This is a genomic window from Streptomyces sp. NPDC041108 (genome assembly GCF_055592645.1).
Genome location: NZ_JBVIYK010000002.1, coordinates 724,897 through 737,091 on the forward strand (window position 1 = coordinate 724,897; position 12,195 = coordinate 737,091).

The following is a 12,195-nucleotide window of genomic DNA, read 5'->3' on the forward strand; positions in this document are numbered from 1 at the left end:
CGGGTGCGTCGGGCCGGTGGCGGGCCTGGAAAGCAGTGGGCGCAGCCCCTGCTTTCCAGGGGCGCGGGGAACTGCGCGAGAAGCCCCCACCGGACGGACGTCTGGGGGTCGTAGGGGCGCAGCCCCTGATGGATGGGACGGGTAGGGGCGGCGGGGGCGAAACCCACCCCCGCACACCCCACCCCCTCAGTCCACCTCGGCCACAGCCTCCGCGAACTGCGCCTTGTACAGCCGCGCATAGGCGCCGTCCGCGGCCAACAACTCCTCGTGCGCCCCCTGCTCCACGATGGCCCCGTTCTCCATCACCAGAATCGTGTCCGCATCCCGAATCGTCGACAGCCGGTGCGCGATCACGAACGACGTCCGCCCGTGCGCCAACTTGGCCATCGCCTTCTGGATCAACACCTCCGTACGCGTGTCCACCGAAGACGTCGCCTCGTCCAGCACCAGGATCACCGGATCCGACAGGAACGCCCGAGCGATCGTGATGAGCTGCTTCTCACCCGCGCTCACCCCGGTCCCCTCGTCGTCGATCACGGTGTCGTAGCCGTCGGGCAACGTCCGCACGAACCGGTCCGCGTGCGCGGCCCGGGCCGCCTCCTCGATCTCCCCCCGCGTCACCTTCCGCGAGGCGGACGCCCCGTAGGCGATGTTCTCCGCGATGGTCCCCCCGAACAGCCAGGTGTCCTGGAGCACCATCCCTATGCCGTCCCGCAGTTCGTCCCGCGACATGGAGGCGACATCGACGCCGTCGAGCGTGATCCGCCCCCCGGTGACCTCGTAGAACCGCATCAACAGGTTGACCAGCGTGGTCTTCCCCGCGCCCGTCGGCCCCACGATCGCGACCGTGTGCCCCGGCTCGACCACCAGCGACAGATCCTCGATCAGCGGCTTGTCGGCCTCGTACCGGAAGGAGACCCCCTCCAGCGCGACCCGCCCCCGCAGCTCCTCCGGCCGCACCCCGGGCACCGCGTCGGCCTCCTGCTCCTCCGCGTCGAGCAGCTCGAAGATCCGCTCGGCGGAGGCGACGCCGGACTGCACCAGGTTCGCCATCGAGGCGACCTGCGTCAGCGGCATCGAGAACTGCCGCGAGTACTGGATGAAGGCCTGCACATCACCGATGGACAGGGCACCGGAAGCGACCCGCAGTCCGCCCACCACCGCGACCAGCACATAGTTGATGTTCGACACGAAGAACATCAGCGGCTGCATGATCCCGCTGTTGAACTGGGCCTTGAACCCGGCCTCGTACAGCCGCTCGTTCTCCTCGGCGAACTGCTTCGCCGACTCCTCCTGCCGCCCGAACACCTTCACGAGCGTGTGCCCGGTGTACATCTCCTCGATGTGCGCGTTGAGCTTGCCCGTCACCCGCCACTGCGCCACGAAGTGCGGCTGCGACCGCTTGCCGACCCGCGTGGCCACCACGAACGACACCGGCACGGTCACCAGCGCGACCAGCGCCAGCAGCGGCGACACCCAGAACATCATCACCAGCACGCCGATGATGGTGAGCAGCGAGTTGACCAGCTGCCCCATGGACTGCTGGAGCGTCTGGCCGATGTTGTCGATGTCGTTGGTCGCCCGGCTCAGCACCTCACCGCGCTGGCGCCGGTCGAAGTACGACAGCGGCAGCCGTGACAGCTTCGCCTGCAGCTCCTCGCGCATGTGGTAGACGGTCCGGTTGATCGCCCGGTTGGAGAGCCGGGTCGCCGCCGCCATCAGCAGCCCCGCCACCAGGAAGATGCCGAGGGCAACCAGCAGCACCGCGCCGACGGCGTCGAAGTCGATGCCCTTGCCGGGGGTGAAGTCCGTGCCCGACAGCATGTCGGCGACCGCGCCGTCCCCGCGCTCGCGCATGGAGGCGAGAACCTCGGCCTTCGTGGCACCCGCCGGCATCTCCCGCCCGACGACCCCCGCGAAGACGAGGTCGGTCGCCCGGCCGAGGATGTACGGCCCCAGCACCGAGAGACCGACGCTGAGCACCGCGCACACGATCATCGCGTACATGGTGAGGCGCTCGGGCCTGAACTGCGCGAGCAGCCGTTTCCCGGACCCCTTGAAGTCCATGGAGTGCTGGTCGGGGGCCCCGGCCCCCGCCATCCGTGCCAACGGCCCGGCCATCAGGCTGCCTCCGCTTCCGTGAGCTGGGAGAGGACGATCTCCCGGTACGTCTCGTTGTCGGCCATCAGCTCGTGGTGGCGTCCGGTGCCGACGACCCGGCCCTCGTCGAGGACCACGATGCGGTCGGCGTCCCGGATGGTCGCCACCCGCTGGGCCACGATCACCACGGTCGCGTCGGCGGTCTCCCGCGCCAGCGCCGCGCGCAGGGCGGCGTCGGTCGCGTAGTCCAGCGCGGAGAAGGAGTCGTCGAACAGATAGATCTCCGGCCGCTGCACCAGCGTCCGCGCGATCGCGAGCCGCTGCCGCTGGCCGCCGGACACGTTGGTCCCGCCCTGCGCGATGGGGGAGTCCAGCCCGTTCTCCAGCCGCTCGACGAACTCCTTGGCCTGCGCCACCTCCAGCGCGTGCCACAGCTCCTCGTCGGTGGCGTCCGGATTGCCGTACCGCAGGTTCGTCGCCACGGTCCCCGAGAAGAGGTACGGCTTCTGCGGTACCAGCCCCACGGTCCTCGCCAGCAGCTGCGGATCGAGCGTCCGTACGTCGACGCCGTCCACCAGCACCTCGCCCTCGGTGGCGTCGAACAGCCGGGGCACCAGCCCGAGCAGCGTCGACTTCCCGCTGCCGGTCGACCCGATGACGGCGGTCGTCTCACCGGGCCGGGCGACGACCTCGATCGACCGGAGCACCGGCTCCTCGGCCCCCGGATAGCGGAAGCCCGCGCCCCGTACCTCCAGGAACCCGTGCCGCCGCAGCTCCCGGACGGGTGCCACCGGCGGCACCACGCTGGTGTCGGTGTCGAGCACCTCCTGGATGCGCTCGGCGCACACCTCCGCGCGCGGCATCATCATGAACATGAAGGTGGCCATCATCACGGCCATCACGATCTGCATCAGATAGGCGAGGAACGCGGTGAGCGCTCCGATCTCCATCCCGCCGCTGTCGATGCGATGGGCACCGAACCACACCACCGCGATCGACGACAGGTTGATGACGGTCATCACGATCGGGAACATCAGCGCGAGCATCCGCCCGGTACCGAGGGACACCTCCGTCAGATCGACGTTCGCCTTCCGGAACCGGTCCTTCTCGTAGTCGTCCCGCACGAACGCGCGGATCACCCGGTTGCCGGTGATCTGCTCCCGCAGCACCCGGTTCACGGTGTCCAGCCGCTCCTGCATGGCGCGGAACAGGGGGCGCAGCCGGCGCACGATCAGGCTGACCGAGATACCGAGCACCGGTACGACGGCGAGCAGCACTCCCGACAGCGGCACGTCCAGCCCGAGCGCCAGCACGATGCCGCCGACGCACATGATCGGCGCCGACACCACCAGCGTGAACGTCATGAGCACCAGCATCTGCACCTGCTGGACGTCGTTCGTCGTCCGGGTGATCAGGGAGGGGGCCCCGAAGTGACCGACCTCACGTGCCGAGAACGACTGCACCCGGTCGAACACGGCCGCCCGGATGTCCCGGCCCACCGCCGAGGCGGTGCGGGCGCCGTAGTACACGGCACCGATGTTGCAGACGACCTGCACCAGCGAGATACCGACCATCAGCGCCCCGAAGGACAGGATGTAGCCCGTGTCCCCCTCCACCACGCCCTTGTCGATGATGTCCGCGTTCAGAGTGGGCAGGTAGAGCGTGGCGCACGTCTGCACGAACTGCAGCAGCACCAGCAGGGTGATCGGTGTCCGGTACGGACGGAGATGACTTCTCAGCAATCGTATGAGCACGCGAGATCTCTCGGGGTCGAGGAAGGGGTTCGGGATGCACCACCCCCCATCGTCGGACACTCCCCCCGCGTTACCTCAACCGAATTAACCCGACGGTGAAGCCTCGACGCCTTGAAGACCGAACCGCACGACGGCCGCGGCCACAGCCGCGTCCTCGTCCGCGTCCTCAGACCCTGAACGCCCCGGGGTGGGTCTGCTCACGCACCGCCACGTACTGCTGCCGCACCGCCTGCCCCACCGCCAACTCGTCCCCGGGGTCCAGCACCTGCGCCGCCGCCCCCGGCCACATGGGTGGTGTACGCGGATCGAGCGCCCCCTGCGAGACCCCGAGCGCCCAGGCGGCCTGACGTGCGGCGCCCACCGCCGCGTAGTCCGCCGGCTGCGGCACCACCACCTGCACCCCGAACAGCGCCGGCGCCGCCGCCTGCACCGCCGGCAGCTCCGCCGCCGCGCCCAGCAGGAAGATCCGCCGTACGTCGACGCCCCGGCCGCGCAGCACGTCCAGCGCGTCCGCGAGCCCGCACAGCATGCCCTCGAACGCGGCCCGCGCGAAGTGCTCGGGCTTCATCGACTCCCGCCGCAGCCCGGCCAGCGTCCCCGCCGTGTGCGGCAGATTCGGCGTCCGCTCACCCTCCAGGTACGGCAGCATCACCAGCCCGTGCGCCCCCGGCGTCGACTTCATCGCCAGATCGGACAGCGCCTCCAGATCGGGCACGCCCAGCAGTTCGGTCGCCCCGCGCAACGTCCGTACGGCGTTGAGCGTGGTGACGACCGGCAGATGCATCCCCGTGGCGTCGGCCAGTGAGGTGATCATCCCGGAGGAGTCGACGAGAGCCGTCGTGTGCACGGCCATGACCGACCCGGACGCCCCGAGCGACACGACCGCGTCCCCGAGCCCGATGCCGAGCCCGAACGCGGCGGCCATGGTCTCCCCGGTGCCGGCGGAGATGAGGAGCCCCTCCGGCGTCGTACCGGCGGCGTCCGAGGGGCCGAGCACCTCCGGAAGCATGACCTGGTGGCCGAGCGCCATCTCGACGAGATCCGTGCGGTACTGCCCGGTCGCCGCGTTCCAGTACCCGGTCCCGGACGCCCCGCCCCGGTCCGTCGTCCTCCTGACCGGCCGCCCCAGCAACTGCCAGACCAGCCAGTCGTGCGCCTGCAGCAGGACGGCCGTCCGCATCGCGGCATCCGGTTCCGTACGGCTCATCCAGCGCAGCTTGGTCACCGGCTGCGCCGCCCCCGGCACGCAGCCGACGGCCTCCGCCCACGCGCCGCGCCCCCCGAGCGCGTCGACGAGGTCGGCCGCCGCGACCTGGGTCCGCCTGTCGCCGCCGACCATCGCCGGGCGCACGCTGTTGCCCTGTGCGTCCAGCGCGATCAGCCCGTTCTGCTGGGACGAGACCCCGATCGCCTGCACACCCTCCAGCAGCCCGCCGCCGGCCGCCTCGCCCAGGGACAGCAGCCAGGCCTGCGGGTCGACGTCCGCCGGACGCCCCCCGCTCTCCGCCGGCTCCAACGGGTGCGGGGCATACCCCTGCCTGAGCACGGCCCCTGTGTCCGAGTCACAGACGACAATGCGCGTAAAATCGGGCGAACTGTCCAGCCCGGCGACTATCCCCATGGCAGAAATTCTGCCGCACCGGAAGGGGTGGGGGCGCCGCGTACCGGTCCGGCCGACTCGATCCGGTCCCTAGGTATTGCTCGTGCCCCAGTCGTCCGCGGCGGAGCCGTTGGCGTTGCGTTCACGCAGCGAGCGCACCCGCTCGGCGACGAGGTCGGGCACACGGTCCCCTACCTTCTCGCTGACCACGTGGTACGCCTTGCCCGCGTAGACGCGCCCCTGCTGGGCGGCCGACTCGGCGGTGTTGCGCACCGCGGGGTTCTGCGCCACCTGGCGCGCGGACTTCTTCAACTGCTCGTAGCGTTCGCGTCCGGCCTTCGTGCCCAGTACGTAGCCCAGGGCCAGTCCGGCAAAGAACGTGAGCCGATAGCGCATGGCAGCCACCCTTCCCTTACGTCTGCGTCGGTCCCTTGCGTGCCCTGCGCGGGCGACGGGGGATACCGATTGGCGGAGCACCCCCCTGCTTGCGCTAATGTATGTGTCGCAGCGAGCGCACGCCCCCTGGCGAATACCCAGGGAGCTACGATCGATGCAGCGAGGCAATCCTCCGTAGCTCAACTGGCAGAGCAGCCGGCTGTTAACCGGCAGGTCACTGGTTCGAATCCAGTCGGGGGAGCTTCGATCTTCCGTAGCTCAATTGGCAGAGCAGCCGGCTGTTAACCGGCAGGTTACTGGTTCGAGTCCAGTCGGGAGAGCAGTGAGGAAGGACCCCGGCGGGGTCCTTTTTCATGTCCGGGGGAACCGCGTGCGCGCCGCCGAAGTCCTCAAGGTCAAGAAGCGCATGCGAAGGCCGACCATCCGAAGCAGGAGATCGTATGAGCGGCTATGCTGCGGCAGACGGCGCGCACACATGTACGCGACACGCCGTACGGGGCGGTAGCTCAGCCGGTTAGAGCAGCGGACTCATAATCCGTCGGCCGTGGGTTCGAGTCCCACCCGCCCCACCGCTCGCTACGCGAGGAGAACCGTTCTGACCAGCACTTTCGCTGGTCGGGACGAGAGGCTGAGAGTCCTGGCGACACCGTGGTGATCATGATTTCATGATCGTCTGGACAAATTCTGGACGCCGATTCCGGTCAAGTCGGGCGTAGCGCCTATGTGGCACGTCGTGTCGACGTCGAGCAGGTCTCCGCCGGCTCGCCCCGTGGCGGGAAGCGGCCCATGGGGACGCCCTGGCATCCAGCGCACTTCCCTCGTGTGGTCTGTTTGTGATCGATGGCTGCGTCCAATGTTGGTGATGTATCTTGAGGGCATACATCGTGGATGCTGGAGGTGTCCGATGTCCGTCACGCAGATTGATCTCGACGACGAGGCGCTGGCCGAGGCCATGCGGCTCATGGGCGTCACGACGAAGAAGGAGACCGTCAACGCGGCCCTTCGGGACTATGTGGCGCGGATCAAGCGGCTTGAGGCTGCGGAGAAGTTGGCCGCGCGGGGTGCGCGTGGTGAGTTCGAGCAGGCCGCGGCGGCGCATGACGCGGAGAAGCGTGCGCGACGCGAGGCCTTCGAGTGATCACGTATCTGGTGGACACCTCGGCTCTGTGGCACCTGTTCCGTACCCCGGGTGCGTTGCGTCCCTGGGAGGGACATATTGCCGCCGGGGTGTTCCACCTGTGCGAGCCGACACGTGCCGAATTTCTCTACTCGGCGACCAGCCCGTCTCACCGGGATGAGCTGGCAGAGGAACTGGACGCGCTCTGTCTGCTCTCACCGGTTCCCAAGAACGCCTGGCGCTGGGTCGACACCGCCCAGTACAAACTGACCCAGCGCGGCCGGCATCGGGCGGCGGGAGCGATCGACCTGCTGGTGTGTGCGACAGCTGTGCACCATGGGCACACCGTCCTTCATGTGGACAATGACTTCGTGACGGTGGCCGGAGTCCTCAAGGAGGTCCAGCAGCGAGACGTACGAGCCTGATCTCGGGAAGCAGGATCACGTCTGTTGGCTTCTGACCTGGGTGATCGATGTTTCCGGGGCCCATCAGCAGTCCTTCCGGTAACGGGTTCGACCGTACGCACCGCCGCACGACGCCTCATGGCTCGCGGGATCGCTTGGGCCAAGGCGGTTTCTACTGGGCCTGGCCGACCTGGCGTGCCTGGCGGCATGCTGGTGAGTCGGGGAGTCGACGTTCACCGTCCACTCGATGCGACCGCGCCCGTTGGTTCGCGCCGGGGAGTGCGAGCACGCCTGCCCACACTTCCCGGCGCTGTCGGCGGTTCAGCCTTGACCAAGCACACGGACCTTGATCGAGCCGGCAGGGGTCCCCCGGGGAAGAGACTCGGCCAAGCAGCCGTTTCCCCGAGCCGGAGCCTCGTTGCCCAGATGTCCTACGCCACGGCGCTCCCCGTGACCGAGCCCGCCCGTGTCCCCGTCCGTTCCGGCGCAACTCCCCGCCACTGTCCCGGACTTCACGGGGCGGGCGGCCTTATTGACAGAGCTGAGAGAGATCCTGGCGTCGGCTGAGGGCGGGGTCATGGCTGTCTCCGCGCTCGCCGACATAGGCGGGGTGGGCAAGACGGCGCTGGCGGGACATGTGGCGCACCAGGCACGCGGCGCTTTTCCGGACGGCCGGCTGTACGTGGATCTGCAGGGCGCGGGCCCGCGGCCTGCGGACCCTGAGTCGGTGCTCGGGTTGTTCTTGCAGGGCCTGGGGATCGCGGACTCGGCCATCCCCAGCTCGATGGAGGGCAAGGCGGCGCTGTACCGCTCAGTCCTGGACGGCCGCCGGGTCCTGGTCCTGCTCGACAACGCCCGGGACACCGCCCAGGTCCGCCCCCTGTTGCCTGGCACGGAGGGCTGCGCGGCCCTCGTCACCTCCCGCGTACGTATGGTTGACCTGGCGGGTGCCCACCTCCTCGACCTGGGCAGTAGCCCGTCCTTGCCCAGCGGTGCTGAAGCGATGAGGGGGCTGCTGGCCTCCGGGGGCGGCTCGGCTGGTCGGTGAGGTTGACCGCGCACAGCGGGCCGCAGTCGCGTTCGAAGAGGAGGGTGCCGGGCGTGCTGTCCAGCCGGTGGAAGTTCTCGTCCCCGCAGGCCCGGGTTGGTGCGGCGCAGGCGCAGGGCGGAGCGGTGGAGCTGGAGCCTGGAGGTGCGGTCGGCCTGGTTGGCTCGGCGGTGTAGCACTTCCAGTCGTCGGGTTGGGGTAGCCGGGGCGTTGCTGACATGGCTGTGCTGAAGTCGAAGTGCGGGGTGTCGCCGGTCCAGCGGAGGGGGATGCGAGCGGTCGTGGCCCCGGACAGTGTGGCCGGAGCGTTCCCAGGTTGGGTCCTGGAGGGCCGATGAGGGGAGGTCTTCGACTCGTAGAGGCCGAGGTCTTCGCCCTGGTAGATGTCCGCGCTTCGCGGCATACCTGCGGGTCTGCCGCGAAGCGGCGGCGACGAGTACACGACAATACGCGGGCCTTGTGCGCACTTTGGAACGGTCAAACGTCCTGCCCACGGCCCGCCGGAAGCGGCTGCTGATGGAATCCGTCAGCGGTCAGGTCCCATGCGTCGACGGCGAAGTCGGTGCCGCGGGTGCCTGTCGCATGGGCTTGCAGCCGCCATGGTCGGTCGCCGGTGGGATAGAACCTGAAGGTGAGAGTCTGGCCGGACGCGAGGTAGATCTCGACGATCGAGCGGTCGACGATGACGCGGAGTTCGACGGATGCGCCGGGGACGTGCGCGACCGGGCAGGGCAAGGTGTACGTGCCCGGACGCGCTCGTGGGTCCAGTGAGGCGTGGTCGCGGTTCACGGTGAGCCGCCCGGCGCTCGGGTCGACGGTGATGTCGAGGTATTCGGCGCCGTCGGCCGAGGTGATGAGACGCAGCCCGCTCATGCCGGTGGGGTCGGGGGTCAGGACCGCGGTGAGGTCGAAAGTGCGGCTGACCTCCCCGAGCTCGACCGGCTGAGATCCAGTGACGTGTGCGGTGCTGTGCAGGACTCGATCCCCGCGCAGGCCGAGCAGTTCGCGTGCGGGGCGCTGGCCGACCGTGCCGTCGTCGGCCAGGGTCAGTTCGCGCGGGAGGGTCAGGGTTCCTGCCCAACCGGCTTCGTGCGTCCAGGAGTCGTCACGGGCCTCCCACGACCAGCCCCACAGCAGCCACCGGTCTTCCTCGGGGGCCTTGAGCAGGGCGGGTGCGTAGAAGTCCGGGCCGTGGTCCAGCCGTACAGGCGGTGCGTGCGCGGTGAAACGGCCCTGTTCCTCGTGGCCCGTGTAGGCCGTCACATGGATCGGGCCGCCCTGAGGGCTCCAGTCGCTGATGATCAGAATGCCGCGGTCGCCGAAGGCCGCGTACTGGGGGCATTCCCAGCCGGCCGGAGCGGTGGTGTCGGTTGGGCTGCCGGTGTGGAAAGGGCCAAGGTAGGCCCAGTTCTCCAGATCGTCGGACTCGTAGAGGAGTGCCGCGCCGCGGCCGTCGGCCAGTGCCGCGCCGACCAGCATCCGCCGGCGGCCGTCCTGCTGCCAGACGTAGGGGTCGCGGTACATGGTCGTATCCGCGGGCGGCTTCGGGATGAGAAGCTCCGGCCGCTTGGTCCACGTGTGGCCGCCGTCGTGGGACTCGGCGGTGGTGACCGGCTGCCACCAGCGGTCGCTGCGGTGGGCGGAGTAGAAGGCCAGCAGTCGGCCGTCGGAGGAGATGGCGTTGCCGGAGAAGCAGCCGTCGGCGTCGTCGCCTTCGGGCGTGGGGGAAAGGGCCGGCGGGAGTTCTTCCCAGGTGATCAGGTCGGGGCTGCGGAAGTGGCCCCAGTGGATGTTCGCGTGGTGTGGGGCGTACGGGTTGTACTGGAAGAACACGTGGTAGTGGCCGTCGTGGAAGGCCAGTCCGTTGGGGTCGTTGATCCAGTTGCGGGGCGGGCGCAGGTGGACGGCGGGCAGGTGGGGGTCGGAGGGCGGCGTGGACACACGTGGCCTTTCGAAGGGTGCGCGAGGCGCAGGGGGGTGGCAGAGGAAGTGGGGGGCAGGAACCGGCGGTCCCGCGGGGGTCAGCCCTTGACGCCGCTGGAGGCGATGCTGGAGACGAAGGCTCGCTGGAAGGCCACGAACAGCGCGAGCACCGGCACGGTGATCATCGATGAGTACGCCATGATCTCGCCCCAGGAAGGGTTGAGCTGGAAGAAGTACTGGACGCCCACCATGACCGGTCGGAGTTCCTCGCTCTGGACGACCATCAGTGGCCACAGATAGGAGTTCCAGGCCGGCAGGAAGGTCAGGATGGCGACCGTGGCGATCGCCGGGCCGGACAGCGGCATGACGATGCGTCGGTAGATGCCGAACCAGCCTGCCCCGTCGATGACGGCGGCTTCGTCGAGCTCCTTGGGGATGCTCTGGAAGTACTGGTGGAACAGGAAGATGGAGAAGGCGTTGGCGACGAAGGGAAGGATCTGCACCTGGTAGGTGTCCAGCCAGCCTTCGGTCAGGGTGAAGTGGAAGCCGTTGGCCTCGAGCCAGGGCAGTTGGTTGACCCACCAGACCAGCGGCAGGGCGAAGGTCTCGAACGGCACGATCAGCGTTGCGATCACGGCGGTGAGAACGATCTTCTTGCCGCGCCAGCGCAGCCGGGACAGGGCGAACGCGGCGAGGCTGTTGACGAAGATACCCAGGACCACGGTGACGGCGGAGATCCCGATGGAGTTGAGCAGGAACCGGGCGGCGGGCACCCGGTCGAAGACCCCGCTGTAGTTGTCCAGGGACAGATGACCGACGGGCAGGAACGCCTTGATGCTGTCAAGATCGCCGAAGATCTGCTGGTCGGGCTTGAGTGACGACACCAGCATGAACACGATCGGGAAGGCGAAGAACAGCGCGAGCGCGGTGCGCGCCGCCTGTACGACGAGCGTGCGCAGCAGCGGCCTTGGGGGGCCCGGGCGTGCGGGGGCGGGGGTTGCGGAGGTCATGTCAGTCCTTCTCCCGGGTGAGGAGGCGTTGTACGAGGGAGACGGCCAGCACCAGGACGAAAAAGACGAGGGAGATCGCGGACGCGTATCCGGTCTGCTGCTGCGCGTATCCGGTCTGCACGGCCTGGTAGACGACCGTGGTGGTGGAGTCCAGGGGCCCGCCCTGCGTCATCACGCTGACCTGTGCGAACAGGCTGAACGCGGCGATCGTGATCGTGATGAGCACGAAGGTGCGGGTGGTGCGCAGGCCGGGCCAAGTCACGTACCTGAAGCGCACCCAGCGAGTGGCCCCGTCGATGTCTGCGGCCTCGTACAGGTCCTGCGGGATCGTCTGGAGTCCGGCCAGCCAGATGACCATGTGGAAGCCGACGCCCTGCCAGACGGACATGAGGATGATGGCGGGCATGGCCGTGGACGGGTTGTTCAGCCAGTCCGGGCCGTCCACGAGGCCGAGGGTGAGGCGGGAGATCAGCTCGTTGACCAGCCCGGTCTTCTGGTACATGAACGTCCACAGGATCGACACCACCACCATCGAGGTGACGACCGGGATGAAGTAGACGGTGCGGAAGAAGTTGACGCCCTTGACCTTGGCGTTGACGAGCAGGGCGAGCACCAGGGCCAGGCCGCCCTGGAGCGGGACGACGACCGCGGCGAAGTAGAAGGTGTTGCGCAGCGACTTGTAGAACAGCGGATCGTCCAGCAGGACGCGGAAGTTCTGCAGGCCGGTGAACTCGGCCGGGGTCGGCGACACCAGGCGGGCGTTGGTGAATGCCAGCGCGAAGGCCAGCACCACCGGGATGACGAAGAACAGCAGCAGCAGGAAGACGGCGGGGCTCACCATGC

At 68.7% G+C, this 12,195-nt stretch carries 9 protein-coding genes, 3 tRNA genes and 1 pseudogene; 6 read left to right on the top strand and 7 right to left on the bottom strand.

Annotation, left to right across the window (positions count from 1 at the left end):
* Nucleotides 1-186: 186 nt before the first annotated feature.
* The 4 genes from ACZ6BB_RS09120 to ACZ6BB_RS09135 all read right to left on the bottom strand — a co-directional run bounded on the left by ACZ6BB_RS09120 (nt 187) and on the right by ACZ6BB_RS09135 (nt 5,850).
* Entirely contained in the window at nt 187-2,121 is a 1,935-nt protein-coding gene (locus ACZ6BB_RS09120; protein ID WP_471614632.1) for an ABC transporter ATP-binding protein, read from the bottom strand.
* Entirely contained in the window at nt 2,121-3,854 is a 1,734-nt protein-coding gene (locus ACZ6BB_RS09125) for an ABC transporter ATP-binding protein (protein ID WP_471614633.1), read from the bottom strand. Before ACZ6BB_RS09125 ends, ACZ6BB_RS09120 begins: the two co-directional genes overlap by 1 nt.
* A gap of 166 nt (nt 3,855-4,020) precedes the next feature.
* Nucleotides 4,021-5,475: an FGGY family carbohydrate kinase gene (locus ACZ6BB_RS09130; RefSeq protein WP_471614634.1), complete on the bottom strand. Its 1,455-nt coding sequence runs from the start codon at nt 5,473-5,475 to the stop codon at nt 4,021-4,023.
* 69 nt (nt 5,476-5,544) lie between these two features.
* On the bottom strand, nt 5,545-5,850 hold the full coding sequence (locus ACZ6BB_RS09135; RefSeq protein ID WP_037726468.1) for a hypothetical protein: 306 nt from the start codon (nt 5,848-5,850) through the stop codon (nt 5,545-5,547).
* Nucleotides 5,851-6,018: 168 nt separating this feature from the next.
* Here ACZ6BB_RS09135 and ACZ6BB_RS09140 point away from each other — a divergent pair.
* The 6 genes and pseudogenes from ACZ6BB_RS09140 to ACZ6BB_RS09165 form a co-directional block, all read left to right on the top strand.
* Nucleotides 6,019-6,091 (top strand) — tRNA-Asn (locus ACZ6BB_RS09140).
* A gap of 6 nt (nt 6,092-6,097) precedes the next feature.
* Nucleotides 6,098-6,170, top strand: a tRNA-Asn gene (locus tag ACZ6BB_RS09145).
* A gap of 175 nt (nt 6,171-6,345) precedes the next feature.
* Nucleotides 6,346-6,419: transfer RNA gene (locus ACZ6BB_RS09150), tRNA-Ile, on the top strand.
* Between the two features lie 335 nt (nt 6,420-6,754).
* Entirely contained in the window at nt 6,755-6,988 is a 234-nt protein-coding gene (locus ACZ6BB_RS09155) for a type II toxin-antitoxin system VapB family antitoxin (RefSeq protein WP_053672219.1), read from the top strand.
* Nucleotides 6,985-7,392, top strand: coding sequence for a PIN domain nuclease (locus ACZ6BB_RS09160; RefSeq protein WP_307625227.1), 408 nt, complete (start codon nt 6,985-6,987; stop codon nt 7,390-7,392). Before ACZ6BB_RS09155 ends, ACZ6BB_RS09160 begins: the two co-directional genes overlap by 4 nt.
* 451 nt (nt 7,393-7,843) lie before the next feature.
* A pseudogene (locus ACZ6BB_RS09165) lies at nt 7,844-8,338 on the top strand (AfsR family transcriptional regulator); the annotation flags it as partial.
* A gap of 558 nt (nt 8,339-8,896) precedes the next feature.
* Here ACZ6BB_RS09165 and ACZ6BB_RS09170 read toward each other — a convergent pair.
* From ACZ6BB_RS09170 to ACZ6BB_RS09180, 3 genes are all read right to left on the bottom strand, one after another.
* Nucleotides 8,897-10,360 carry a glycoside hydrolase family 32 protein gene (locus ACZ6BB_RS09170; protein WP_471614635.1) on the bottom strand — a complete coding sequence of 488 codons (1,464 nt, stop codon included), beginning with the start codon at nt 10,358-10,360 and terminating at the stop codon, nt 8,897-8,899.
* A gap of 80 nt (nt 10,361-10,440) precedes the next feature.
* Nucleotides 10,441-11,352, bottom strand: a complete 912-nt coding sequence (locus tag ACZ6BB_RS09175) for a carbohydrate ABC transporter permease (protein ID WP_471614636.1) — start codon at nt 11,350-11,352, stop codon at nt 10,441-10,443.
* 1 nt (nt 11,353) lies between these two features.
* Nucleotides 11,354-12,193 (bottom strand): carbohydrate ABC transporter permease, encoded by an 840-nt coding sequence (locus ACZ6BB_RS09180; protein WP_471614637.1) that lies wholly within the window; start codon nt 12,191-12,193, stop codon nt 11,354-11,356.
* Nucleotides 12,194-12,195: the final 2 nt, after the last annotated feature.

What these genes read in the sequence shown, in the direction of transcription:
- ACZ6BB_RS09135 (WP_037726468.1), bottom strand. Translation starts at nt 5,850, where the DNA reads ATGCGCTATCGGCTCACGTTCTTTGCCGGACTGGCCCTGGGCTACGTA.
- ACZ6BB_RS09120 (WP_471614632.1), bottom strand. Translation starts at nt 2,121, where the DNA reads ATGGCCGGGCCGTTGGCACGGATGGCGGGGGCCGGGGCCCCCGACCAG.
- ACZ6BB_RS09155 (WP_053672219.1), top strand. Translation starts at nt 6,755, where the DNA reads ATGTCCGTCACGCAGATTGATCTCGACGACGAGGCGCTGGCCGAGGCC.
- ACZ6BB_RS09180 (WP_471614637.1), bottom strand. Translation starts at nt 12,193, where the DNA reads ATGGTGAGCCCCGCCGTCTTCCTGCTGCTGCTGTTCTTCGTCATCCCG.
- ACZ6BB_RS09175 (WP_471614636.1), bottom strand. Translation starts at nt 11,352, where the DNA reads ATGACCTCCGCAACCCCCGCCCCCGCACGCCCGGGCCCCCCAAGGCCG.
- ACZ6BB_RS09130 (WP_471614634.1), bottom strand. Translation starts at nt 5,475, where the DNA reads ATGGGGATAGTCGCCGGGCTGGACAGTTCGCCCGATTTTACGCGCATT.